General features: G+C 72.1%; 22 protein-coding genes and 4 pseudogenes. 16 read left to right on the top strand and 10 right to left on the bottom strand.

Annotated elements, in window-relative coordinates:
- Positions 1 to 126: 126 nt before the first annotated feature.
- Positions 127 to 666: a MarR family winged helix-turn-helix transcriptional regulator gene (locus ACQ614_RS06705; RefSeq protein WP_431677400.1), complete on the top strand. Its 540-nt coding sequence runs from the start codon at positions 127 to 129 to the stop codon at positions 664 to 666.
- On the opposite strand, the gene ACQ614_RS06710 is transcribed toward ACQ614_RS06705, so the two are convergent.
- The gene (locus ACQ614_RS06710) at positions 641 to 2,479 is read right to left on the bottom strand and encodes a glycoside hydrolase family 15 protein (RefSeq protein WP_431677404.1); all 1,839 of its coding nucleotides are present in this window, start codon (positions 2,477 to 2,479) and stop codon (positions 641 to 643) included. The genes ACQ614_RS06705 and ACQ614_RS06710 overlap by 26 nt on opposite strands.
- A gap of 334 nt (positions 2,480 to 2,813) precedes the next feature.
- Between ACQ614_RS06710 and ACQ614_RS06715 the strand changes: the two genes are divergently transcribed.
- Both ACQ614_RS06715 and ACQ614_RS06720 read left to right on the top strand, forming a co-directional pair.
- Positions 2,814 to 2,999: a YegP family protein gene (locus tag ACQ614_RS06715; protein ID WP_363491955.1), complete on the top strand. Its 186-nt coding sequence runs from the start codon at positions 2,814 to 2,816 to the stop codon at positions 2,997 to 2,999.
- A gap of 202 nt (positions 3,000 to 3,201) precedes the next feature.
- On the top strand, positions 3,202 to 3,810 hold the full coding sequence (locus ACQ614_RS06720) for an SCO2400 family protein (protein WP_431677406.1): 609 nt from the start codon (positions 3,202 to 3,204) through the stop codon (positions 3,808 to 3,810).
- A 15-nt stretch (positions 3,811 to 3,825) separates the two neighbouring features.
- Here ACQ614_RS06720 and ACQ614_RS06725 read toward each other — a convergent pair whose 3' ends face one another.
- Entirely contained in the window at positions 3,826 to 4,182 is a 357-nt protein-coding gene (locus ACQ614_RS06725; RefSeq protein WP_431677408.1) for a DUF488 domain-containing protein, read from the bottom strand.
- A gap of 58 nt (positions 4,183 to 4,240) precedes the next feature.
- Between ACQ614_RS06725 and ACQ614_RS06730 the strand changes: the two genes are divergently transcribed.
- Complete coding sequence (locus ACQ614_RS06730) at positions 4,241 to 5,263, top strand: NUDIX domain-containing protein (protein WP_431677410.1); 1,023 nt, start codon at positions 4,241 to 4,243, stop codon at positions 5,261 to 5,263.
- Between the two features lie 59 nt (positions 5,264 to 5,322).
- Positions 5,323 to 5,703, top strand: a complete 381-nt coding sequence (locus ACQ614_RS06735; protein WP_431677412.1) for a DUF6188 family protein — start codon at positions 5,323 to 5,325, stop codon at positions 5,701 to 5,703.
- Positions 5,704 to 5,741: 38 nt separating this feature from the next.
- On the opposite strand, the pseudogene ACQ614_RS06740 reads toward ACQ614_RS06735, so the two are convergent.
- Positions 5,742 to 6,754 (bottom strand): annotated as a pseudogene (locus ACQ614_RS06740) (zinc-dependent alcohol dehydrogenase).
- Positions 6,755 to 7,083: 329 nt separating this feature from the next.
- Here ACQ614_RS06740 and ACQ614_RS06745 point away from each other — a divergent pair.
- The 4 genes and pseudogenes from ACQ614_RS06745 to ACQ614_RS06760 all read left to right on the top strand — a co-directional run.
- Positions 7,084 to 8,205, top strand: a pseudogene (locus ACQ614_RS06745) (DUF5685 family protein); the annotation flags it as partial.
- A gap of 519 nt (positions 8,206 to 8,724) precedes the next feature.
- Positions 8,725 to 9,111 (top strand): contact-dependent growth inhibition system immunity protein, encoded by a 387-nt coding sequence (locus tag ACQ614_RS06750; protein ID WP_431683839.1) that lies wholly within the window; start codon positions 8,725 to 8,727, stop codon positions 9,109 to 9,111.
- Positions 9,112 to 9,132: 21 nt separating this feature from the next.
- Positions 9,133 to 9,933, top strand: coding sequence for a HEAT repeat domain-containing protein (locus ACQ614_RS06755; RefSeq protein ID WP_431677414.1), 801 nt, complete (start codon positions 9,133 to 9,135; stop codon positions 9,931 to 9,933).
- Between the two features lie 185 nt (positions 9,934 to 10,118).
- Positions 10,119 to 10,913, top strand: coding sequence for a metal-dependent hydrolase (locus ACQ614_RS06760; protein ID WP_263106390.1), 795 nt, complete (start codon positions 10,119 to 10,121; stop codon positions 10,911 to 10,913).
- Positions 10,914 to 10,949: 36 nt separating this feature from the next.
- Here ACQ614_RS06760 and ACQ614_RS06765 read toward each other — a convergent pair.
- Positions 10,950 to 11,470: pseudogene (locus tag ACQ614_RS06765) on the bottom strand (metallophosphoesterase family protein).
- 116 nt (positions 11,471 to 11,586) lie between these two features.
- Between ACQ614_RS06765 and ACQ614_RS06770 the strand changes: the two are divergent.
- Positions 11,587 to 11,955, top strand: a complete 369-nt coding sequence (locus ACQ614_RS06770; RefSeq protein ID WP_431677417.1) for a DoxX family protein — start codon at positions 11,587 to 11,589, stop codon at positions 11,953 to 11,955.
- A 49-nt stretch (positions 11,956 to 12,004) separates the two neighbouring features.
- On the opposite strand, the gene ACQ614_RS06775 is transcribed toward ACQ614_RS06770, so the two are convergent.
- Both ACQ614_RS06775 and ACQ614_RS06780 read right to left on the bottom strand, forming a co-directional pair.
- A complete protein-coding gene (locus ACQ614_RS06775) occupies positions 12,005 to 12,478 on the bottom strand; it encodes a universal stress protein (protein ID WP_431683840.1) in 474 nt (157 codons plus the stop codon).
- Between the two features lie 160 nt (positions 12,479 to 12,638).
- Entirely contained in the window at positions 12,639 to 12,998 is a 360-nt protein-coding gene (locus ACQ614_RS06780; protein ID WP_363491967.1) for an STAS domain-containing protein, read from the bottom strand.
- 103 nt (positions 12,999 to 13,101) lie between these two features.
- On the opposite strand from ACQ614_RS06780, the gene ACQ614_RS06785 reads away from it, so the two are divergent.
- A complete protein-coding gene (locus tag ACQ614_RS06785; protein WP_363491968.1) occupies positions 13,102 to 13,668 on the top strand; it encodes a helix-turn-helix domain-containing protein in 567 nt (188 codons plus the stop codon).
- A 94-nt stretch (positions 13,669 to 13,762) separates the two neighbouring features.
- Positions 13,763 to 14,305, top strand: a complete 543-nt coding sequence (locus ACQ614_RS06790) for a GNAT family N-acetyltransferase (protein WP_431677420.1) — start codon at positions 13,763 to 13,765, stop codon at positions 14,303 to 14,305.
- Between the two features lie 91 nt (positions 14,306 to 14,396).
- Here ACQ614_RS06790 and ACQ614_RS06795 read toward each other — a convergent pair whose 3' ends face one another.
- From ACQ614_RS06795 to ACQ614_RS06805, 3 genes are all read right to left on the bottom strand, one after another.
- Positions 14,397 to 15,665: a sugar ABC transporter permease gene (locus tag ACQ614_RS06795; protein ID WP_431683841.1), complete on the bottom strand. Its 1,269-nt coding sequence runs from the start codon at positions 15,663 to 15,665 to the stop codon at positions 14,397 to 14,399.
- A 71-nt stretch (positions 15,666 to 15,736) separates the two neighbouring features.
- A complete protein-coding gene (locus tag ACQ614_RS06800; protein WP_431677422.1) occupies positions 15,737 to 16,516 on the bottom strand; it encodes an ATP-binding cassette domain-containing protein in 780 nt (259 codons plus the stop codon).
- Positions 16,517 to 16,559: 43 nt separating this feature from the next.
- Positions 16,560 to 17,606: a sugar ABC transporter substrate-binding protein gene (locus ACQ614_RS06805; protein WP_431683842.1), complete on the bottom strand. Its 1,047-nt coding sequence runs from the start codon at positions 17,604 to 17,606 to the stop codon at positions 16,560 to 16,562.
- A 326-nt stretch (positions 17,607 to 17,932) separates the two neighbouring features.
- Here ACQ614_RS06805 and ACQ614_RS06810 point away from each other — a divergent pair, with 326 nt between their 5' ends.
- Complete coding sequence (locus ACQ614_RS06810; protein WP_431677424.1) at positions 17,933 to 18,985, top strand: GntR family transcriptional regulator; 1,053 nt, start codon at positions 17,933 to 17,935, stop codon at positions 18,983 to 18,985.
- Between the two features lie 315 nt (positions 18,986 to 19,300).
- On the opposite strand, the pseudogene ACQ614_RS06815 reads toward ACQ614_RS06810, so the two are convergent.
- Positions 19,301 to 19,657 (bottom strand): annotated as a pseudogene (locus tag ACQ614_RS06815) (class I SAM-dependent methyltransferase); the annotation flags it as partial.
- A gap of 122 nt (positions 19,658 to 19,779) precedes the next feature.
- On the opposite strand from ACQ614_RS06815, the gene ACQ614_RS06820 reads away from it, so the two are divergent.
- From ACQ614_RS06820 to efeB, 3 genes are all read left to right on the top strand, one after another.
- Complete coding sequence (locus ACQ614_RS06820) at positions 19,780 to 20,112, top strand: hypothetical protein (RefSeq protein WP_431677426.1); 333 nt, start codon at positions 19,780 to 19,782, stop codon at positions 20,110 to 20,112.
- 122 nt (positions 20,113 to 20,234) lie between these two features.
- Entirely contained in the window at positions 20,235 to 21,371 is a 1,137-nt protein-coding gene (gene efeO, locus ACQ614_RS06825) for an iron uptake system protein EfeO (RefSeq protein WP_431677428.1), read from the top strand.
- Positions 21,372 to 21,456: 85 nt separating this feature from the next.
- Positions 21,457 to 22,749 carry an iron uptake transporter deferrochelatase/peroxidase subunit gene (gene efeB, locus ACQ614_RS06830; protein WP_431677430.1) on the top strand — a complete coding sequence of 431 codons (1,293 nt, stop codon included), beginning with the start codon at positions 21,457 to 21,459 and terminating at the stop codon, positions 22,747 to 22,749.
- Positions 22,750 to 22,756: the final 7 nt, after the last annotated feature.

A 22,756-nucleotide genomic window follows, 5' to 3' on the forward strand; every position in this document is an offset into this window, starting at 1 on the left:
ACGGGCCTGGCCTTCCTCGTTCGCGGTGCTTGGCATGATTGGCACCTGCGGAGTTGTGCTGCCCGGCAGATCGTCTGCGGAGCAGACAATCTCACCAACAGCGGGCCGCTGCGTATCATTCCTGGTATGGGCAGCGAGACGCAGACCGCGCCGGCAGCCGGGTGTGCCGACCTCACGGAGGACTTCGGCTTCTCGCTCATGGCGGTGGCGCACGCCTACCGGACCGCCGTCTCCTCGGTGCTCGCAGGCGTCGCCCAGGGCGCCCGCGGCTTTCAGACGCTCGCGGCCGTGGTCGAGGGCGACGGGCCGAACCAGGTCGCGCTGGCCGGCTACCTACGGATCGATCGCACGGTGATGACCTACCTGCTCGACGACCTGGTGGCGGCGGGCCTGGTGGAGCGTCGACTCGACCCTGCCGACCGCCGTCGGCGCAAGATCGTCGCGACCCGGCAGGGCGTCGAAACCCTCCATGAACTGCGGCGACAGGTGAGGACGGCGGAGAACGAACTGCTCTCCGTCATCGACGAGGACGAGCGCGAAGTGTTCCGGGCCCTGCTCGCCCGGCTCGCCCGCACCGTCGCGGAGGGCGGACCCGGCGGCGTGTCCTGCGACGTCGGCGCCGACTCCTGCGACGCCACCGTCAGCCCAGAGCGCGGTCCAGATTGAAGGCGGCGCTGATCAGCGAGAGATGGGTGAACGCCTGGGGGAAGTTGCCGAGCTGTTCGCCGGTCCGGCCGATCTCCTCGGCGAACAGGCCGACATGGTTGGCATAGGTGAGCATCTTCTCGAAGGCAAGCCGGGCCTCCTCCAGCCGACCCGCCCGGGCCAGCGCCTCGACGTACCAGAAGGAGCAGATTGAGAAGGTTCCCTCGGAGCCCCGGAGTCCGTCCGGACTGGCCGCCGGGTCGTAACGGTAGACCAGGGAGTCGGAGACCAGATCCGAGGTGAGCACGTCCAGGGTGGAGAGCCACTTGGGGTCGGTGGGCGAGATGAACTTGGCCATCGGCATCATCAACAGGGACGCGTCGAGGACCTTGTCGTCCAGCCCTTGGACGAACGCGCCGCGCTCGGCCGACCAGCCGCGGGCCATGATCTGCCGGTAGATCGCGTCACGGGACTGCCGCCAGCGGAGCAGGTCCGCGGGGAGCCCGCGCCGGTTCGCCATCCGTATCGCCCGTTCCAGCGCAACCCAGCACATCAACCGCGAGTACACGAAGTCGCGCCTGCCCGCCCGGGTCTCCCAGACCCCCTCGTCCGGCTGGTCCCAGTGCTCGCAGAGCCAGTCCACCACGGCACCGACCTCGTCCCAGTGACCGCTGCTGATCGGCTGCCCCCACTTGTCGTAGAGATAGACGGAGTCGAGCAGCGCGCCGTAGATGTCCAGCTGGAGCTGCCCGGTGGCGGCGTTCCCCACCCGCACCGGCGCGGACCCGAGGTGACCCTCGAGGTGGGACAGCTCGTACTCGGGCAGGTCGCAGCGCCCGTCGATGCCGTACATGATCTGCAGCGGTCCGGTCTCCTTGGTGCCCCGCATGATCCCGTACTCGGAGATGAAGCCCATGAACGCCTCGGCCTCCGAGGTGAAGCCCAGGCGGAGCATGGCGTAGATGCAGAAGGCCGCGTCGCGGACCCACACGTAGCGGTAGTCCCAGTTGCGCTCGCCGCCGATCTGCTCGGGCAGGCTGGTGGTCGGCGCGGCAACGATCGCGCCGGTGGGCGCATAGGTGAGCAGCTTCAGGACCAGAGCCGAGCGATGCACCATCTCCCGCCACCGTCCGTGGTACCGCGAGCGGGACAGCCAGTGGCGCCAGAACCGGACGGTGGCCTCGAACTGCCGCTCCGCCTCCAGGTCGGGGCAGGCACGCGGGCTGACATCGGCGCTCACCCGGTCGAGGGCGAACACCGCGGACTCGCCCTCCAGCAGCTTGAAGTGCGACCACACGTCCACGCCGTCGGTCTCGGTCGGCACGGTGGTGGTCAGCGCCAGGGACAGCGAAGAGGAACGGAACACCACGTGGCCGTCCTCGAGCTCCACGGTGTGCGCCTCGGTCCCGTAACCGAACCGCGGGGCGACCTTCGCCCGGAACGGGAGCACCCCGCGGACACAGATCACCCGCCGGATCAGCCGGTGGCGGTCCGCCTCGCGGGACTCGTCCACGACGGGCATGAAGTCCTGGATCTCCGCCACCCCGTCCGCGGCGAAGAACCGCGTGATCAGGACGTTGGTGTCGGGGAAGTAGAACTGCCGGGTACGGGCGGGCACGTCCGCGGACAGTTCGAAGCGGCCGCCCCGGTCGGCGTCGAGTATGGACGCGAACACGCTGGGTGCATCGAAGCGCGGGCAGCAGTACCAGTCGATGGTGCCGTCGGTGGCGACGAGCGCAGCGGTACGGAGATCGCCGATCAGACCGTGCTCCGAGATCGGCAGATACCGGGAACCGCCCAGCTGCCCGAATCCGCCTCTGCCGTCCTGCGCCATGGCGGCCTCCTCACCCGATGGTGCGGGGCATCGAGCCGAACCTCTCGTTTCATGCTAGATCACGGCGTATCGAAGCACCGAAGCGAACCCGTACGCCGCGGGAGTACAGCACGCTCACCGGCAGCCGAACGGGGAGCCGAGCAGCGGGGTCGGCAGGCCCACCGCTCTGAGGCGGGCACGGCAGAAGAAGGTAGCGCGCGTGCAGTCGGCATCCAGCCAGGAGCAACGGCGCCCGTTCGGTATCCACCCGAATGCCTCATCTGGCCTGCGATGCAAGGGTTTTGCTCCTACGGTGCCCGGAGAGGGGGCCCCCGATCGAGAGGTGAAATCCGTCATGGCAGGCAAGTTCGAGCTGTACGTCGACGAGTCGGGCAACCACCGCTTCCGCCTGAAGGCCAGCAACGGCTCGGTCGTCGTCACCGGCGACCCGGAGGAGTCGCGGGAGCAGTGCATGAAGAGCATCGAGTCGCTGCGCAAGCTGGCGCCGTACGCGCAGGTGCTGGAGGTCTCCGGCTCGTAGCGTCGACCCGGCCGAACAGCGCGCGGGCCGGCCGTCCCGTTGGGGCGGTCGGCCCGTTCGCGTGCGTGCCGAGCGGGCGGCGGGCCGCATCGGATCTCCTCGAAAGCCTCACACATGACACCTGTCGGCCGTTCGGGTGCCGTGCGTAGGGTCCAGTGGCAAGTACGCGCCAGCCGCGCGAGAACCGACCCCGGAAGATCCCATGGACTACTGCGCACCGTGCCGACGCCATCTGAACGGCGCACTGTCCTGCCCCGGCTGCGGAGGGCCCGGCGGCCCGGCGCCGATGGACGCGACGGCCGTGCTGCCCGCCTCGGCCCCGGAGCCGCCGCGCTACGCCCCCGGCGGACAGCAGCCCGGCCTGCCCCACCACCCCGCGGACGGCGAGCCGCAGGGCCGCCGGGCCCGGCGACGGCCCGCGCCGCGCAGGCGCCGCGCCGTCCTGCTGACCGCGGCCGGTCTGGCTCTGGGCGGCGCCGGCGTGCTGGCACTGGCCGCGCCCGACGGCAACGGCGCAGCCCGCCCGATCACCGCCCCGGTGGACGACGCGCAGGCGACGGCCGCCGCGACCGCCACCGCGGTTCCGGCCACCACTTCGGCCGCCCCGTCCCCCACGGTCTCGGTGAAGCCCTCGAGGTCCGCGAGTGCCAGGGCGAGCGGCTCCGCCACTGCCACGGCCGCGCCCACCGCCTCCGCCACGCAGCAGGGCAGCACGGCGCCGACCGCCACGGCGACCTCGAAGCCCACGCACGGCCGGCCTTCGCCGCGGCCCTCGAAGTCGTGCACGCCGATCCTGTTCTGGTGCACCTGAGCTGCAGCTGAACGGTCAGGCTTCTCCGGAGAGCAGTTCCGCCAAGGCGGCGGCGTGGCTGAGGTCCGCCTCACGGGTGGCGGTGAGCAGGGTGAGCGGACCGCGGGCGGCCAGGTCGCGCAGGTGGGCGAGGGCCTCGGCCTGCTCCGGCTCTTCCAGTTCGGCCAGGTAGCGGCTGCGGAACTCCGCCCACCGGTCCGGGTCGTGCCCGTACCACCGGCGCAGTTCGGTGCTGGGGGCGACCGCGCGCAGCCATTCGTCGAGGCCCGCCTTCTCCTTGGCCAGGCCGCGCGGCCAGAGCCGGTCGACCAGCACGCGCACGCCCTCGTCGGGGCCCGGTGCGCCGTAGATCCTGCGGTAGGTGACGGCCATCCGGCCATGTTCGCCCGCCGGGCCCCGGACGGCGTGCGTACGCTCCGGAGTGTCCTGGATGCTTTCCGTGAGGACCGGACGGCGGCGCGGGCGGCACACGGAGGGCGGCGGTATGGGGTGGGGCGGTGGCGGCGGCCCGTTTCCGCTGGCGGCAGCGGGGGTGCTGTTCCGGGACGGCGCGGGGCGGCTGATGGTCGTCCGGGCGGTGTACGAGCACGAGCACCCGGTGGAGGTGCCCGGCGGCGGGTGGGAGCTGCAGGACGCGACGCTGCGGGAGACGGCCGTCCGCGAGCTGCTGGAGGAGATGGCGCTGCGTCCGCGGCTGCAGGGGCTGGCGAGCGTGGACTGGGCGATGGCGAGGTACCGGCCGCCGATCGTGTCCTTCCTGTACTGGGCCCCGGCGCCGACCGCGGCGGAGCTGGCCGCGGTGCGGCTGCAGGAGGACGAGATCGGCGGGTACGCGTTCGTGACCCCCCGGCAGGCGGCGTCGGCGCTGCCGCCGAAGCTGTCCCGCCGGGTCACGGCCTGCCTGCGGGCCCCGGCCGGGTCGGAGCCGGTGGAGCTGGAGGACAGCCGGCCGGTGGGGCCCGCGGCGGCCCTGCTGCCGCCCCTCCCCGCGCCGCCGTACACCCGGGCGGCCGGGCTGGCGCTGGCGGGTGGCGACCGGCCGCCGGTGACGCCGCCGCTGGACCGCCGGACGTACATCGCGACCCGGCCGCGCATCCGGGCACTCGTCCAGGTGCTCGCCACCGACGGCGCCGGCCGGGTGGTCTCCGTGGAGGGCACGGTGGCGGCGGACCGCGAGACGCCGCGCGGGACCGCGGCCCGGCTGCTGCGGGAACGCCTCGGCACGGTACGGCCGCCCGGCCGGCTGCTCGGCCTGGACTGGCTGCCCGCCGACACCGGGGTGATGCCGCAGCTGGTGTACGTCTTCGACGGCGGCCGGCTCGGCGGCGCCCGCCCGGACGCGGTGCCCGCCGCGGAGGCCGGGCCGCGGGCGGCGGCGTGCCTGGCCCGGCGGGGCGGGCCGGGTGGCGCGATCGAGCTGGTCAACGGCGTGTCGGCGGCCGGGCCGGCATGACGCCGGTACCGGGCGGCGTCACAATGGAGCGGCCAGCGCCGCCCGTCCGAGGAGGTTCCGTGGTCCGCGAGATCGAATCCGTGCTGGGCGGCCTGCGGGTGGAGGCGGTCGCGGCGGCCGGGCGGCTGACGGTGACGCTGTCCGGCGGTGTGGTGCTGACGGTGGAGAACGACTTCCGGCTGCGGACGGCCGCCGAGGTGGAGCACTTCTACCCCGGCCTGACGCTGCGGCCGTCCGCCGCACTCGCCGCACTGGCCGGTGCGCGGGTGGCGGCGGCCTCGGTGACCCGCTCGGGCGGCCTGGAGCTGGCCTTCGACTCGGGCACCGTACTGTCGGTGCCGCCCGACACGACGGGCTCGCGCCCCGCCCCCGCCTGGCGGGTGGCCGGCCCGGCCGGCCCCCTGTTCGCCGCCGAACCTGGCGGCTACCTGGCGGTCTGAAACCTGTACGGGGCCCGTCTGCGGTGTGCGGCACCGCCTCAGCTCAGGTCGAACACCAGCCGGGCGGCAACCGTGCCCGCCAGAACCTCCTCGAAGCAGCCGTTGACCTCCTCCAGCCGGCGGGACTCGCGCATCACCCGGGTGCGGCCGAGTTCGTGCAGCCGGAACACCTCGGCGAGGTCCTGCCGGGTGCCGACGATCGAGCCGACCACCTTCGTCCCGTTGAGGACGGTGTCGAAGACCGGGATCTCCAGCGTGCCCTCGGGCGGCAGGGCGACCAGCACCAGCGTCCCGCCGCGGCGCAGCGCGCCGTACGCGGCCCGGAACGAGGCGTTGCTGACGGCGAGCGCGATGGCGGCGTCGGCGCCGCCGAGCTTCTGGACCTCGGCGGCGACGTCCTGCTTGCGGGCGTCGACGAGGTGGTCTGCGCCGAGTTCGCGGGCGAGGTCGAGCTTCTCGTCGGTGACGTCGACGGCGATCGTCTCGGCGCCGGGAGCCGCGCGTACTGCAGGGCGAGGTGGCCGAGGCCGCCGATGCCGGAGACCAGCACCCGCGAGCCGGGGCGGGCGCCGCCGACCTTGACGGCCTTGTAGGTGGTGACCCCGGCGCAGGACAGCGGTGCGGCGTCCAGCGGGTCGATGCCGTCCGGCACCGGCACCACGTAGTCGCCGTGGGCGACGGCGTACTCGGCGTACGCGCCGTCCACCGAGTAGCCGGAGTTGTGCTGCTGCAGGCAGAGCGTCTCCCAGCCGGAGACGCAGTGGTCGCAGCGGCCGCAGGCGTCGGCGAGCCAGGGGATGGCCACCCGCTGGCCGACCCGCACGTGCCGGACCAGTGCTCCGGTCCGCTCGACGATGCCGACGCCCTCGTGCCCGGGGACGAACGGCGGGGTGGGGCGGACGGGCCAGTCGCCGCGGGCCGCGTGGATGTCGGTGTGGCACAGGCCGGACGCCTCGATGCGGACCAGGACCTGGTGCGGGGCCGGCTCCGGGCGGGGGCGGTCCTCGATGGCGAGCGGTGCGGTGAAGTCGCGTACGACGGCGGCCTTCATGGCGGTGTCCTCCCGGGTCGAGCGGGTGCGGGTGCGGCGCCGGGTCGGCGGGCCTGCTGCCAGTCCATCGCGGGCCGGCCCCGGGCGGGAGTGCCGGAAGTCCCCGGCCCGCCGGGCCGACCGCCCCTGCGGTGCCCCTTCGACCGTCTCCCGGACGGTCCGCCTCGGCAAGCCGGAGACGGGCGGGGCCGTGGGGTGTCCGGGGCGACCCCCCAGGGCCTGTCCGACAATCCGCGTCGCATCGGCGCGCGGCGTCGGGCGCCCGACAGGCCCTAGGATGACGGCCGTTCACCCGCGGTGTACAAGGCCGCGGACGGGGAGGGGGAACGGTGTTCGGAATCATCAGGCCGTGCCGGCACAGTCTGTCGGAGGCACTGCACAACTCGTGGACGGCGCACCTGTGCGGGCTGTGCCTGGCACTGCGCGACGACCACGGGCAGCTGGCCAGGACGGCCACCAACTACGACGGCCTGGTGATATCCGTCCTGGTCGAGGCGCAGGCCCCGCGGGTGGCCGACGGGCGGCGGACGGCGGGCCCCTGCCCGCTGCGCGGGATGCGTACCGCCGAGGTCGCCCGCGGCGAGGGTGCGCGGCTCGCCGCCGCGGTGTCGCTGGCGCTGGCCTCGGTCAAGGTCCGCGACCACGTGCTGGACGCGGACGGGGTGTTCGCGCGGCGGCCGGTCGCCGCCGGGGCCCGCGCGGTGGCCCGGCGCTGGGACAGGCAGAGCGCGGGCGGCGGTGCGGGCCTGGGCTTCGACACCGCGGTGCTGCTGGATGCGGCCGGCCGGCAGACGGAGCTGGAGCGGGCGGCCGGGCCCGGCTCCTCGGTGCTGCTGGTGACCGAGCCGACCGAGACGGCGACGGCGGCGGCGTTCGCGCACACCGCCGTACTCGCCGGCCGGCCGGGCAATGCGGCGGCACTGGCCGAGGCCGGGCGGCTGTTCGGGCGCCTCGCGCACCTGCTGGACGCCGCCGAGGACGAGCAGGCGGACGCGGCGGCCGGCCTGTGGAACCCGCTGACCGCCACCGGCACCGGCCGGGCCGAGGTCGAGCGGCTGTGCCGGGATGCGGTGCACGGCATCCGGCTGGCACTGAAGGACGTCGAGTTCGCCGAGCGGGCGCTGGTGCACCGGCTGCTCGCCCACGAGACCGGGCTGGCCGTCGACCGGGTCTTCGGCCACGGCGCGGGCTGCTCGGTCACCGCACACGCCCCGCACCCGGGCGGCCCGCTGATCGGCGAGCCGCCGACGCCCCTCCCCCCGAAGAAGCCGCGCCGCTCCGGCCTCGCGGGCTGCGCGGTGTGGGCCGCGATGGCCTGCACCTGCCAGCTGATGTGCTGCGAGCACGAGGACCCGTGGAGCCGGGAGAAGAAGGACGGTTTCTGCCAGCGGAACTGCGACTGCAATTGCGACTGCGACTGCTGCGACTCGTGCGACTGTTGCGACGGCTGTAAAAAAAAAAAAAAAAAAAAAAAAAAAAAAAAAAAAAAAAAAAAAAAAAAAAAAAAAAAAAAAAAAAAAAAAAAAAAAAAAAAAAAAAAAAAAAAAAAAAAAAAAAAAAAAAAAAAAAAAAAAAAAAAAAAAAAAAAAAAAAAAAAAAAAAAAAAAAAAAAAAAAAAAAAAAAAAAAAAAAAAAAAAAAAAAAAAAAAAAAAAAAAAAAAAAAAAAAAAAAAAAAAAAAAAAAAAAAAAAAAAAAAAAAAAAAAAAAAAAAAAAAAAAAAAAAAAAAAAAAAAAAAAAAAAAAAAAAAAAAAAAAAAAAAAAAAAAAAAAAAAAAAAAAAAAAAAAAAAAAAAAAAAAAAAAAAAAAAAAAAAAAAAAAAAAAAAAAAAAAAAAAAAAAAAAAAAAAAAAAAAAAAAAAAAAAAAAAAAAAAAAAAAAAAAAAAAAAAAAAAAAAAAAAAAAAAAAAAAAAAAAAAAAAAAAAAAAAAAAAAAAAAAAAAAAAAAAAAAAGACTGCTGCGACTGCGGCTGTGACTGCTGAGCACGCTGGAGGGGCGCCGGATCTCGGCCGCTCCCTGGACGACCTCGAGGGCGCCCGGCCCTCACCGGGGCCGGACGCCACGCGCCTGGTCGCCACCGCGCACGCCCTGCACCGGCTGCCGCTGCGCGACCTGGGAGCCGAGGGGCTGCGGCTGCTGATCGGCCAGAACGTCGGCCTGCGCTTCCTGGTGCCGGTGGCACCGGACCTGCTGGAGGTGGACCCGGCAGCCGAGGGCGACCTCGGCCCCGGAGACCTCCTGGCGGCACTGGCCGGGCGCCCTGCGGAGTTCTGGGCGGCCCGGCCCGGGCTCGCGGCCCGGCCGGCGGCCGTCTCGGCCGCCGCCCGGCGGGCCACCGGCCCGGACGGCCTGTCATGACCGGCCGTTAGTCTGACTGCCGTGCCGATCTTCGTCCATCTCACCTCGGCGGCCCATGCGCCGCGGATCAGGCGTACGGGCATCCGGGCCACCGGCCGCGGGTCGCGCGGCGTGCACTGCTTCCCGGTGCTGCCCTCGTACACGCTCACCCATCAGTGGCTGCGCGAGCTGGCCCGCTTCGGTACCCGGGGCGGGCTGGTCGCGGTGCACTTCCGGCTGGCGGACGCCGAGCCGGTGACGGTCCGGCACTTCGGCCGGGCCGGCGAGGAGGTGACGGCGGCCGAGGCCGCCGGCCGGCTCGCGGCGATGGACGACCCGCGCGGCTGGGAGGTGTTCCTGCCGCGGTCGGTGTCCGCCGCGGAGATCCACCGCGTCCGGACGGCCCCGCAGGTGACCGGCTGGCGGTACTTCCCCGGCTCGCACGGCCGGCGGCCCTGCCAGTGCGACGGCTGCCGGGTCCGCGGCGAGTACGGCGGCCGGCGGCTGCGCGAGCGCCTGCCGCACCCGCTGGACGGCCCGCCCGCCCCGACCCGGGTGCTGCTCGCCCGGCTGGAGGCCGCCGGCGATCCGGGCGATCCGGCCGTACTGCTCGACCTGCTGCACTGGTTCGGCCTGCGGCGGCGCCGCAAGGGGCCGGTGCAGCAGTTGGCGGTGCTCGCCGACCACCCCGACCCCGGGGTGCGGGCGAAGCTCGCCCACACCGTCTGGAACTGGTCCACCCCCGGCACCGTCGAGCTGCTCGAGCGGCTGGCCGCCGACCCGGTCGGCGTGGTCGAGGAGGCCGGGCGGGACGCCCTGGAGCGGCGCGCGGAGGCCCGCTGATCCACGGCGGCAGCCCATCAGGAGCAGTCGTCCGGGTACGGAGCTCCGGGCCCGACCGACCGCCCCCTCGGGGCCGGTGACCGGCAGTCAGGGGCCCCGGCAGGGCCCTTGACCGGCTCGGCTATGCTGCGCCCCTACCGGGGCGCGCAACGGCGCCCGTACCGTGCGATGGGGTGGGAAACACCATGATGGGACCGGCACACGCGCTCTCCGGCGCGGCGGCCTGGCTGGCCGCAGGAGCGGCCGCGTACACGCTGGACCGGCCCATGCCCTGGCCCGTCCTGCTGGCGGGTGCGCTGATATCGGCGGGCGCCGCGCTCGCGCCCGACCTCGACCACAAGGCGGCGACCGTCTCCCGCGCGTTCGGCCCGCTCTCGCGCGGCCTGTGCGAGGTCATCGACAAGATCGGCGCCGCGACCTACAAGGCGACCCGCGGCAAGGGCGACCCGCGCCGCAACGGCGGCCACCGCACGCTGACCCACACCTGGCTCTGGGCGGCGCTGTCGGGCGTGGTGGCCTCGCTGTTCTCCGCGTACGGCGACCGCTGGGGCGTCCTGGTGGTGCTGTTCATCCACATGGTGCTGGCGGTGGAGGGCCTGCTGTGGCGGCAGGCCCGGATGTCCAGCGACATCCTGGTGTGGCTGCTCGGTGCGACCAGCGCCTGGACGCTGGCGAGCGTGCTCGACAAGCCGGGCAACGGCGCGAACTGGCTGTTCGACCAGCCCGGCCAGGACTACCTGTGGATCGGCCTGCCGGTCGCGCTCGGTGCGCTGGTGCACTGCCTGGGCGATGCGCTGACGGTCTCCGGCTGCCCGGTGCTGTGGCCGATCCCGATCGGCCGCAAGCGCTGGTACCCGATCGGCCCGCCGAAGGCGATGCGCTTCCGGGCCGGCAGCTGGGTGGAGATCAAGGTGCTGATGCCGGTCTTCATGGGGCTCGGCGCGATCGGCGCGGTGGCCGCACTGGGCTTCGTCGGCTGACAGCCGCAGCGAGCAGGGCGACGACGGCGGGCGGGTTCAACCGCCCGCCGTCGTGCTGCGCGGCGGCAGCCGGTGCAGCACCACGTCGAGGAGCCGGCCCGCCTCGATCCGGGCGGTCATGTAGGTGCAGTGCGGCTGGCGCCGCCGGTCCGTCGGCGATCCCGGGTTGAGCAGCCGCATGCCGCCCGCGGTGGCGGTGTCCCAGGGGATGTGGCTGTGCCCGAACACCAGGACGTCCAGGCCCGGGTGGGCGGCGGCGCAGCGTTCCTCCCGTCCGCGGGCCGGGCCGGTCTCGTGGACGACGCCGAGCACCAGGCCGTCGAGTTCGGCGCGGGCGGTCTCGGGGAGGCGGGCTCGCAGGTCGGGGCCGTCGTTGTTGCCGTGGACGGCGATCAGGCGGCGGGCGCGGCTCTCGAAGAGGTCGAGGGTGGCGGTGTCCGTCCAGTCGTCCCGGCGTGCACCACGGCGTCGGCGGCGGCGATCCGGTCGAGCAGTTCGCCGGGGAGGGTACGGGCGCGGGCGGGGACGTGGGTGTCGGACACCAGGAGGAGCTCCACAGCGGCAGTGTGTCAGGGCGGCCGTCCCGGTCGGGGCGGGGCGCGCCTTCCCAGCGGCACCCGGCGGACACTACTGTCGGGTAACAACTGCCGTCCCGCCGCTCGGAGGTCCCGCGATGCCCGTCCGTTCCCTGTCCGCCCGCGCCCTGGGCGGTCTGCTGGTCGGCGCCGGAGTGGCGCACTTCGCCGCGCCGCGGCAGTTCGACGCGATCGTGCCGCGTTCCCTGCCGGGCTCGCCACGGGCCTGGACGTACGCCAGCGGGGTGGCCGAACTCGCGGTCGGCGCAGCGGTCCTGGCACCGCGCACCAGAGCCGCGGGGGCGCTCGCCGCGGCCGGGCTGTTCGCCGCGGCCTTCCCGGCCAACGTCAAGATGGCGTACGACTGGCGGCACCGCCCCTCCCCGTGGCGCGAGATCGCCGCCGCCCGCCTGCCCCTGCAGGTGCCCCTGGTCCTCTGGGCCCTCAAGGTCCGCCGCACCGCCTGAACCCGGCCCGGCCGCGGCGGCCCGGCCGCCCGGTCCGCCGCAGGTGCCGTCAGGGCACCACGGTGACCGGCCAGCGGCCGGCCTTGACCAGGCGGACGGCGACGGAGCCGACGATCCGGTGTCCGGCGCTCTCGGAGGCGCCGACGACCACGGCGTCGGCCTTGAGTTCGTCGGCGGCGCGCACCAGCCCGCTGTAGGGGTCGCCGGGGAAGGTGAGGAACTGCCAGCGCATCTCGTAGATGCCGCGGAGCCGTTCGACGCCGGAGCGGATCTCGGCGAGCAGTTCGCCGGCGACGGCGCCGGTGGTCTCGGCGACCGGCAGGCCGAAGGCGGCGGCCGCCCCGAGCACGGGCTGCACGAAGACGACGGCGAGCAGCGCGTTCTGCCGCCGGGCGAGCCCGGCCGCGTAGGCGACCGCGCGCCAGGAGGCCTCCGAACTGTCCGCCCCCGCGACGATCACCTTGGGCCCGTCCGTACCGCGCTCGAACCCCGAGGCCGCTGCGGGGAGCGGTTCCGCCGACATGTCGTCACTCACGGAACGAGCCTATCCCCGGCGCCAGGGCGCCTCCCGGGGGGTTGGTGCCACCGACCGGTCAGTGCTCGCCGACCGGCCAGTGCCCACCGACCGGCCAGTGCCCACCGACCGGCCAGTGCCCACCGACCGGCCAGTGCCCACCGACCGGTCAGTGCTCGCCGGCGGCGAGCGCCTCGGCGACCGTGCCGTAGACCCTGAGCACCTCGTCGGCCCCGGCGATCTCCAGCAGGCCGGTGACGGCGGGGCCCGGGTCGGCGAGGACCAGGGCGCCGCCCGCCGTCTCGACGACGCTGCGGGCACCGAAGATCAGGTCGAGGCCGGCCGAGTCGCAGAAGGTGAGCCCGCCGCAGTCGACGACGAGCAGGCCGGGCGACGCCGCGACGGCCTGCTCCAGGGCCTCGCGCATGGGCACCTCGCCGTCCCGGTCCAGTTCTCCCTGGGGTCGGACGACCACGCCGTGCGCCGAACGCTGCACCGAGACGGTCAACTGCCCGTTGTCCGGTTCCATCGCTCGCTCCTCGTACCGGCCCCCACGCCCCTCCACGATAGGTCGGCCCCGGCTGTCCGGCCGATCTGGAGAACTCTCCCAGATCTGGGATACAGTCCCGGATATGAGATCCGAGGACCCGCTGGACCTTCGGCTGGCCGCCCGCCTCGCCGAGCTGCGCACCGCCGAAGGCTGGTCGCTGGACGAGCTCGCGCTGCGCGCGGACGTCAGCCGCTCGACGCTCTCCCGGCTGGAGCGCGCGGAGATCAGCCCGACCGCGGCCCTGCTCGGTCGACTCTGCCGCGCCTACGGCCGCACGATGTCCCAGCTGCTCGCCGAGGTCGAGGAGAACGGCAGCGGCCTGGTGCGCGCCGCCGACCAGCCGGTCTGGACGGACCCGGCCTCCGGCTTCGTCCGGCGCTCGGTCTCGCCGCCGCTGGCCGGCCTGCGCGGCGAACTGCTCGAGGGCACCCTCCCGGCCGGGGCCGCGATCGACTACGACGGCCCGTCGGTGCCCGGCCTGGAGCAGCACCTGTGGCTGCTCTCCGGGCTGCTGGAGCTCACCGTCCAGGAGCGGACGCACCGGCTGACCCCCGGCGACTGCCTGCGCTTCCGGCTGTGGGGCCGCTCCGCCTTCCACTGCCCGGGCCCGGAGCCGGCCCGCTACGTCCTCGCCCTCGTCATGCCCTGACGGCCGCACCGCCTGCACGTCACTGCCCGCACATCACTCCCCGCCCATCACTGCCCGCGCGGCAGACCGACAGCCCAGCCCCGAAGGGACGCCCGTGTCCACCGCCGAACTCCTCACCCCCGAACTCCTCACCGCCGAGCGCCTGCAGGCCGCCGCCCCGGGCCTGGCCGAGCTGCTGGTCGACGCCGTCCGCGGCGGCGCCTCGGTCGGCTTCCCCGCCCGGCTGACCACCGCCGAGGCCGCCGACTGGTGGCGCTCCCGGGCGGCGGCCGTCGCCGCGGGCAGCCTGCTGGTGTGGGCGGCCGGCCCGTCCGACCGGCCCGCCGGGACGGTCAGCCTCGCCCTGGCGCAGTACCCGAACGGCGCGCACCGCGCCGAGATCGGCAAGCTGCTGGTGCACAGCGACGCGCGCGGCCGAGGGCTGGGCGGCGCACTGCTGGCCCTCGCCGAGCAGGCCGCCGCCGAGCGCGGCCGCACCCTCCTGCTGCTGGACACCGAGACCGGCAGCTCCGCCGAGCGGCTCTACCGCAGGGCGGGCTGGACGACCCTGGGCGCCGTCCCCGACTACGCCGCCGACCCGGCGGGCACGCTCCGCCCGAGCACCTTCTTCTACAAGCACCTGGTCGCCACCGCCTGAGACGGCCGGCGCGGCACGCGTGCGGACGGCCCCTCCCCGCACGCGTCCGCCGGTGGACTCGGTGGGGAGGGGCCGTACCGGCCGTCCGGGGTCAGGCCCGGCCGGCCGCCTTCTGGGTGCGGCGCGACAGCGAGTCGATGATCGCTGCCGCCAGCAGGACCGCACCGGTGATCATGAACTGGATGGCGTTGCTGAGGCCCATGATGTTCATGCCGGACTGGATCGAGCCGATCACCAGCGCGCCGAGCAGTGCCGACCAGGTCGAGCCGCGGCCGCCGAAGAGGCTGGTGCCGCCGATGACCGCCGCGGCGATGGCGTTCATCAGCAGGTTGCCGCCGCCGGAGGTCTGGCTCGCCGACTGGATCTGCGCGGCCAGGAACAGACCGCCGACCGCCGCCATCGCCGAGGCGATGGCGAACACCGAGATCCTGATCCAGGACACGTTGATACCGGCCCGGCGGGCGCCCTCGATGTTGCCGCCGAGGGCGAAGATCTGCCGGCCGTAGGTGGTGCGGCGGAGCACGAAGTCCAGCACCACGATGAAGACCAGGAAGATCAGCAGGGCCAGCGGCAGGCCCTTGTACTGGTTGAGCGTGTACGCCGCGAGGAAGGCCACGATCGCCAGCACCGCGGTGCGCAGCACGATGTCGGTGAGCGGCCGGGAGGGCACCCCGGCGGCCTGTCTGCGCCGTGCGTCCACCAGTGAGGCGCCGAGGAAGAGCAGTACGCCCGCCGCCGCCAGCCCGTACGCGGCGACCTGCTGACTGTAGATGGTGCTGTAGAGCCGGGAGACGATGTCGTTGCCGGGGAGGTTGACCGTGCCGGTGGCGCCGAGGATCTGCAGCATCAGGCCGTTCCAGCCGAGGTTGCCGGCGAGGGTGACCACGAAGGCGGGCACGCCGACCTTGGCGAAGAAGAAGCCCTGGATGAAGCCGACCACGGCACCGCCGGCGATCGCGACGAACATGGCCACCCAGGCGTTGACGCCGTTGGTGACGTTGAGCACCGCGTAGATGGCCGCGCACAGCCCGCTGACCGAGGCGACCGACAGGTCGATCTCGCCCAGCAGCAGCACGAACACGACGCCGATGGCGATCATGCCGGTGCCGACGATCTGCTGCGAGAGGTTGGAGAGGTTCTGGGCGGAGAGGAAGGACGAGTCCAGGCTGCCGAAGACCGCCCAGATGATGATCAGGGCGAGGACGACCGGCAGTGAGCCGAGCTCGCCGCTGGCGATCCGGCGCCTGAACTCGTCGAGGTAGCCGTGCAGGCCCTCCTGTCGGACGATCAGGCGGGGGTCGACGGCCGGGGTCGCGTCGGCGGCGACCGGGACGGGGGCGTTGACGCCGCCCTTGGGCATGCTGTCCTCGGGCAGCGGTGGACGTTCGTACGGCTGCTGGTCGCCGCCGGAGCCGCCGGTGTTGTCGCTGCTCACTGCTGGCCCTCCTGCCCTCGGGCCTTGCGGCGGGTGACGGCGTTGTCGGTGGCGCCGGTGATCGCGGAGATGATCTCCTCCTGGTTGGTCGCGCGGCGGTCGAAGATGCCGTTGTTGCGGCCCAGGCGGAGCACCGCGATCTTGTCGGAGACGGCCATGACGTCGGCCATGTTGTGGCTGATCAGGATGACGCCGAGGCCGCGGTCGCGCAGGCGCTCGACCAGGTCGAGCACCTGGGCGGTCTGCTCGACGCCGAGGGCGGCCGTGGGCTCGTCGAGGATGACGACCTTCGGGTCGCCGATCAGTGCGCGGGCGATGGCGACGGTCTGCCGCTGACCGCCGGAGAGCGAGGCGATGGGGATGCGCACGCTCGGGATGCGGATGGAGAGGGTGTTGAGGAGTTCGCGCGAGCGCTTCTCCATGGCGACCTCGTCCAGGATGCCGATGCGGCGGAGTTCGCGGCCGAGGAAGAGGTTGCCCACCACGTCCAGGTTGTCGCAGAGCGCGAGGTCCTGGTAGACGGTGGCGATGCCGAGGTGCTGGGCGTCCTGCGGGCGGTGGACGGTCACCGGCCGCCCTTCCCACTCGAGGACGCCGCCGTCGGGGACGTACACGCCGGCGATCGCCTTGACCAGGGTGGATTTCCCGGCGCCGTTGTCGCCGACCAGGGCGACGACCTCGCCGGCGTGCACTTCGAGCTCGACGTCGGTCAGCGCCTGGACGGCGCCGAACCGTTTCGAGACGTCGCGCAGTGCCAGGACGGGTGAGCCTGCCACGGACATCAACTCCCTTGTGGGTCGACGGACACGGGGGCACGCGTCACTGCAGTCCGGCGTCCTTGCAGGCCTGGGCGTAGTCGGCGGTGCAGATCTGTTCGGTGGTGTAGAGGCCGTCCTTGATCACGGTGTCCTTGATGTTGGCCTTGTCGAGCACGATGGGCGTGATCAGGTTGGACGGGACCTTCTGGCCGCTGCCGCTGGTCGAGGTGGTCGGGACGGCGGAGGCCGAGGGGCTGGCGCCGTTGGCGAAGGCGGCGACGATCTCGGCGGTGGCGGCCGCCTCAGGCTCGTACGGCTTGTAGATCGACATCGTCTGGGTGTTGTTGAGGATGCGCTGGACGGCGTCGAGCTGGGCGTCCTGGCCGGTCAGCGGGACGCTGAGGTTGGAGGCCTTGAGCGCGGTGGCGATACCGGCGGCCATGCCGTCGTTGGCGGAGTAGACGCCGACCACGTTGGGCCCGCCGATCGCGGTGATGGCGGCGGCGGCTTCCTGGTTGGCGTTGTTCGGGTCCCAGTTGGGGGTGTCGTACTCCTTGCCGATCTTGAGCTTGCCGTCGATGGCGGAGTGCGCGCCGGCCTTGAACTGGCCCGCGTTGGGGTCGGTCGGCGAGCCGTTGATCATGATGATCTCGCCGGAGCCGGACTTGTCGCCGACGGCCTTCACCAGGGCCTCGCCCTGGAGTTGGCCGACCTTGTTGTTGTCGAAGGAGACGTAGGCGTCCACCGGGCCCTGGGCGAGGCGGTCGTAGGCGATGACCTTGACGCCGGCGTCGTGGGCCTTCTGGACGGAGGACTGGATGGCCTTGGAGTCGACCGCGTCCAGGACGAGGATCTGGTTGCCCTTGGTGAGGGCGGTGTCGACCTGCGTCTGCTGGACGGTCGCGTCCTGGTTGGCGTTGTAGTAGTCGATCTGCGCGTTGGGGACCAGTTCCTTGATCTTGGCCTCGAGCAGCGGGCGGTCGAACTGTTCGTAACGGGTGGTCTTGGTCTCCGGAAGGAGAAGACCCACCTTGACCGTGCCGCCGGAGGCGGCGGACCCGGACGCGCCTCCGCCTGTGGACTGCTTGGCACTGCCGCAGGCGGCCATGCCCAGACCGACGGAGGCCGCGGTGGCGGCGACAACGAGCCGACGAACGACGAGCTTCACTGGACAGCCTCTCACTCGATCTCACCCCCGGTCTCCGAGTCTGCGAGCGTTTGACCGGCACCGCGACAGCGGCTGGGCCAATGCGCGGTGGAAGATCGCCCGTTCGGCCGTACCCGGCGCGACGGGTGCCGCTCCGGGCCCCAATGTCCGGTGCCTGCACGGAAGATTCACCCGCAGCAGACCAATGGTCCAGACCAGTGCCCTATGCTGACGGTGCACAGTCATGGGGTAGCGCTACGGATACGACCAGTGGGGGTCTCCTCGGCATGCCTGGACAACAGACGGAACGCCGTTCGCCGGCGTACCTGGACATCGCGCGCGATCTGGGGGGCGAGATCCGGAGGGGGCGGTTCCCGGTGGGGCAGAACCTGCCGTCGGAGCGGCAGCTCGCCACCGAGTACGGAGTGAACCGGCAGACGGTACGGGCCGCACTGCAGCACCTGCGGACGCAGGGCTGCGTCGCCGGGGACCACCTCGGCACCTACGTACTCGCGCCACGGGAGGGGCGGGCCGCCCGGCCCTCCCCCGGACCGGCCCCGGCGCACGCCTTCCCGGGCTCGTTCCTGCGCCCGGCGCGGGCGGCCGCCGGCCACGGCCGGCTGCTGCGCCGACAACCCGAGCACTGGGCGGCCGCCGCACTGGAGCTGCCCGCGGGGCGGGCCGCCCTGACCTACGACCACCGGCTGCGGGACACCGAGGGGCGGACGCTCCAGTCGGCGCTCTCCTGGTTCGCGCCGGTGCTGACCGTCCTGGTGCCACAGCTCGGGCGGGCCGCCTGGGCGCTCGGCGAGGCGGCGGCGGAGTCCGGCCAGGACGCCGACCTCGGCGACCTGTACGGCTGGGCGGCCGCGGCCGGGCTGCGGTTACGGGCCGCCGACAGCGTCCAGCTCGCCCGCGGCACCGCCGAGCACGCCGCACCCGACGGGCTGGAGGTCAGGCGCACCATCGCCGACCAGCACGGCCGGCCGCTGATCGGCACCGCCTTCCGGATCGCCGACGAGAGCGCCGAACTCCGGTACGCCGACAGCCAGGCGATCCTGCCCGGCGACCGGCAGCCCCGGCCGGCCGCGGCCGCCCGCCGGATCGCCGAACCGGACCGCGCCGTACTGAGCTCCTGGGCCTCGCCCAATGCGCCGGACCGCGGGCTCGCCCTGCGCGCCCGGATCGTCCTGGCCTGCGAGCACGCCTCCGCGGAGGATGCCGCCGGGCGGCTCGGACACTCGGCGGCGCTGGTGGCCGCCTGGCGGGACAGGTTCCGGGCCGGCGGGCTCCAGGCGCTGGAGGCCTCGCCGCGCAGGGCCCGGCGCAGGCCGCGCTGAGCGCTGCGCCGGGGCGGGACGGAACGGGCAGGACGGGGCGGGTCGGCGCACGGGCCGGCGCAGCCGGACGAGTGCGTCGACGGCCTCGCCCGCCGTTCCGCGGCCGTCGGGGGCGGCCACGGGGCGGCGCACCTGCTCGGCGCGGACGGTCTCCAGGCCGAGGCCGGCCAGGTCGGCGAGCACGTCGGCCGGGGTGAAGAGGACGCGCGGGTCCTGCGGGCCGCCGACGCCCTCGGTGAGGTTGGCGGTGTCGTGGCCGACCACCAGCAGGGTGCCGCCGGGGGCGAGTGCCCCGGCGGCACTGCGCATTGCGGTGCGGCGGTCGTCGGCGGGGATCTGGAGGTAGGCGACGAGGACGAGGTCGTGGCCGCCGGGCTCCGGGGCGTGGGTGAGGACGTCGGCGTGCACCCAGTCGATCCGGTCGGCGGTGCCGCCGGGGCGGGTGGCGGCGAGGGCCCGGCCGCGGTCGAGGGCGACGGCGGAGAAGTCGACAGCGGTGGCGTGCCAGCCCCGCTCGGCGAGCCAGATGCTGTTGCGCCCCTCGCCCGCGGCGAGGTCGAGGGCGCGGCCGGGCGGCAGGTCCGCGCACTCGCGGACGACCCAGCGGTTGGGTTCGACACCCCAGAGCTGCTCGGTGACGCGGTAGCGGGCGTCCCATTCCTGACTGTCCATCGGCGGTGCCTCCTCGTCTTGAGCGTACGCGGCGGGCACGGGATGCCGCAGGCCGCCTGATACATGACACACCGATGCGCTTCCATGGGGTGACGCCGCCTCAGGCCCCTCACGGAGGCCCCGTGCGCCCCGTCCGTACCGGACTGCTCCGGCCGCTGTCCGTGATGAACCGCTTCCGGGACGTCACCGTCGCGCCGACCGCCTCCGGCGACAACGGCAAGCTGCTGGACCGGGCGCAGCGGTTCTGCCGCCCGGCAACCCGGAAGAAGCCGGTCTTCCCGGCCGTCGACCGGTATGACCTGGGTAACGCCGGGGCGGCCGCGGCGGCGCTGAACACCTGGGTCGACCCGGCTCCGCAGTGGATGCAGGGGCAGACGAACGATCCTTGCCGCGCCGGTCCGACCCGGGTGCCGGACCGGCCTGCGGGCCGGGCGGGGGCGGCCCGGAGGGGGTGAACTGCCGAGGTCACGGCTGGGATTCGATGCTTCCACCTGACGGTTCGAAAGGTTGTTAGGTTAGGCTTGCTTCCCCTACTGTCTGGGTGCCGGAAATCGACCAGCACCCTCGGAGTACGCCAATGTCTGCCCGCCGCTCTGCAGCGACGCTTCTGACCCTCGCCGTGGCCGGCGCCGCCCTGGCCGGCTGCTCGAAGAAGGACGAGGCGTCCTCCGCGGACGCCGTCAAGGTCAACGCCTCCGACACCGCCTGCGAGGTCTCCAGGACCAGCTTCCCCGCCGGCACGGTCGAGCTCGCCGTCGAGAACAAGGGCTCCAAGGCCACCGAGGTCTACGTCTACGGTCCCGGCGACAAGATCGTCACCGAGCGCGAGAACATCGGCCCCGGTACCAAGGCGACCATCCACGCCGAGATCAAGGCCGGCGAGTACGAGATCGCCTGCAAGCCGGGCATGACCGGCGACGGCATCCGCCAGAAGATCACCGTCACCGGTGGCGGCGACTCGGCCGCGAAGGCCGCCGACCCGCGTCTGGCCGCCGCGGTCGAGGCGTACCGCAAGTACGCGCAGGAGCAGGCCGACGCCACCATCCCGGTGGTGACCCAGTTCGCCGAGGCCATCAAGGCCGGTGACGCCGAGAAGGCCAAGTCGCTGTTCGCCCCGTCCCGCGTGGGCTGGGAGCGCACCGAGCCGATCGCCGAGAGCTTCGGCGACATCGACCCGAAGACCGACGTCCGCGAGGACGGCCTGGAGGCCGGCCAGACCTGGACGGGCTGGCACCGCCTGGAGAAGTCCCTGTTCGCCGACAACAAGATCGGCGACGAGGAGAAGAAGCTCGCCGACCAGCTGGTGACGGACCTGAAGGACTGGCAGACCCGCGTCCCCAAGGCCGAGATCACCCCGACCTCGATGGCCAACGGCGCCAAGGAGCTGCTGGACGAGGTCGCCACCGGCAAGGTCACCGGCGAGGAGGACCGCTACTCGCACACCGACCTGTCCGACTTCGCGGGCAACGTCGAGGGTGCCGAGAAGGCGTACGAGCTGCTGAAGCCGGTCGTCGCCGAGAAGGACGCCGCCCTCGTCAAGACCCTCGACACCGAATTCGCCGCCATCAAGGCGCTGCTCGCCAAGTACAAGCAGGGCGAGGTCTACACCTCGTACGACAAGGTCACCGAGCCCGAGCGCAAGGTCTTCTCGGACGCGGTGAACTCCCTGGGTGAGCCGCTGTCGAAGCTGGCCGCCGCGGTCGTCGCCAAGTAAGCCGGACGCCCGCACCAGCGCCCCGCCGCGGCGGCCGACCCGGCCGCCGCGGCTTTCCGCCGAGACAGGACCGATAGGAACAACCGTGGACGCCGAGACCGCCGAGCCCACTGCCCCGGACACCGCCGCCGACCACGCCGCACCCACCCGCCGCGCCGTCATCGGCTGGGCGGGCGCCGGCCTCGCCCTCGGCGCGGCCGCCGCGGGTTCGGTCGCCGCCGCGACCATGCACGAGGGTGCGCCCGCCGCCGCCCCCGGCATCGACTCCACCGTCGACATCCCCTTCTACGGCGACCACCAGGCCGGCATCGCCACGCCCGTCCAGGACCGCCTGCACTTCGCCGCCTTCGACGTCGCCACCAAGGACCGCGAGGCCCTGGTGAAGATGCTGAAGGAGTGGACGAAGGCCGCCGCGGCGATGACCGGCGGCCGCGAGGTCGGCACCGGCGCCACCGGCGGCATCCCGGAGGCGCCGCCGGACGACACCGGCGAGGCCCTGGGCCTGCCGGCCTCCCGTCTGACCCTCACCATCGGCTTCGGCCCGACGCTGTTCGAGAAGGACGGCGTGGACCGCTTCGGCATCAAGGCGAAGCGCCCCGACGCCCTGGTCGACCTGCCGAAGTTCCCCGGCGACCGGCTGGACCCGGCGCGCAGCGGCGGCGACATCTGCGTGCAGGCGTGCGCCGACGACCCGCAGGTCGCCGTGCACGCGATCCGCAACCTGGCCCGGATCGGCATGGGCGTGGTCAACGTCCGCTGGTCGCAGCTCGGTTTCGGCAAGACCTCCTCGACCACCCCCGAGGCGCAGACCCCGCGCAACCTCATGGGCTTCAAGGACGGCACGCACAACATCGCCGGCACCGACGCCAAGGCGCTGGCCGACCACGTCTGGGCGGCCCCCGGCGACGGCCAGGACTGGATGACCGGCGGCTCGTACCTGGTCGCCCGGCGCATCCGGATGACCATCGAGACCTGGGACCGCACCTCGCTGCAGGAGCAGGAGGACGTCTTCGGCCGCTCCAAGCTGGAGGGCGCGCCGGTCGGCAAGCAGAAGGAGCGGGACACCCCGGACCTGTCCGCCATGAAGGACGACGCGCACGTCCGCCTGGCGCACCCGGACAGCAACAACGGGCTGATGATCCTGCGCCGCGGCTTCTCCTTCACCGACGGCACGGACGGCCTCGGCCGCCTCGACGCCGGCCTGTTCTTCCTCGCCTACCAGCGCGACACCCGCAAGGCCTTCGTGCCGCTGCAGTCGAAGCTGGCCGCCAACGACGCGCTCAACGAGTACATCGTGCACGTCGGCTCCGGCCACTTCGCGTGCCCGCCCGGTGTCCGCAAGCCCGGCGAATGGTGGGGCCAGGCCCTGTTCGGCTGAGCCCCTG

Origin of the sequence: Kitasatospora dryopteridis (assembly GCF_050749075.1) — a bacterium.
In the GTDB taxonomy this organism is placed as follows: domain Bacteria; phylum Actinomycetota; class Actinomycetes; order Streptomycetales; family Streptomycetaceae; genus Kitasatospora.

Coding starts and splice junctions, on each gene's coding strand:
- ACQ614_RS06705 (WP_431677400.1), top strand. CDS start 127: ATGGGCAGCGAGACGCAGACCGCGCCGGCAGCCGGGTGTGCCGACCTC.
- ACQ614_RS06710 (WP_431677404.1), bottom strand. CDS start 2,479: ATGGCGCAGGACGGCAGAGGCGGATTCGGGCAGCTGGGCGGTTCCCGG.
- ACQ614_RS06715 (WP_363491955.1), top strand. CDS start 2,814: ATGGCAGGCAAGTTCGAGCTGTACGTCGACGAGTCGGGCAACCACCGC.
- ACQ614_RS06720 (WP_431677406.1), top strand. CDS start 3,202: ATGGACTACTGCGCACCGTGCCGACGCCATCTGAACGGCGCACTGTCC.
- ACQ614_RS06725 (WP_431677408.1), bottom strand. CDS start 4,182: ATGGCCGTCACCTACCGCAGGATCTACGGCGCACCGGGCCCCGACGAG.
- ACQ614_RS06730 (WP_431677410.1), top strand. CDS start 4,241: ATGCTTTCCGTGAGGACCGGACGGCGGCGCGGGCGGCACACGGAGGGC.
- ACQ614_RS06760 (WP_263106390.1), top strand. CDS start 10,119: ATGATGGGACCGGCACACGCGCTCTCCGGCGCGGCGGCCTGGCTGGCC.
- ACQ614_RS06770 (WP_431677417.1), top strand. CDS start 11,587: ATGCCCGTCCGTTCCCTGTCCGCCCGCGCCCTGGGCGGTCTGCTGGTC.
- ACQ614_RS06775 (WP_431683840.1), bottom strand. CDS start 12,478: ATGTCGGCGGAACCGCTCCCCGCAGCGGCCTCGGGGTTCGAGCGCGGT.
- ACQ614_RS06780 (WP_363491967.1), bottom strand. CDS start 12,998: ATGGAACCGGACAACGGGCAGTTGACCGTCTCGGTGCAGCGTTCGGCG.
- ACQ614_RS06785 (WP_363491968.1), top strand. CDS start 13,102: ATGAGATCCGAGGACCCGCTGGACCTTCGGCTGGCCGCCCGCCTCGCC.
- ACQ614_RS06795 (WP_431683841.1), bottom strand. CDS start 15,665: ATGCCCAAGGGCGGCGTCAACGCCCCCGTCCCGGTCGCCGCCGACGCG.
- ACQ614_RS06805 (WP_431683842.1), bottom strand. CDS start 17,606: ATGGCCGCCTGCGGCAGTGCCAAGCAGTCCACAGGCGGAGGCGCGTCC.
- ACQ614_RS06810 (WP_431677424.1), top strand. CDS start 17,933: ATGCCTGGACAACAGACGGAACGCCGTTCGCCGGCGTACCTGGACATC.
- efeO (WP_431677428.1), top strand. CDS start 20,235: ATGTCTGCCCGCCGCTCTGCAGCGACGCTTCTGACCCTCGCCGTGGCC.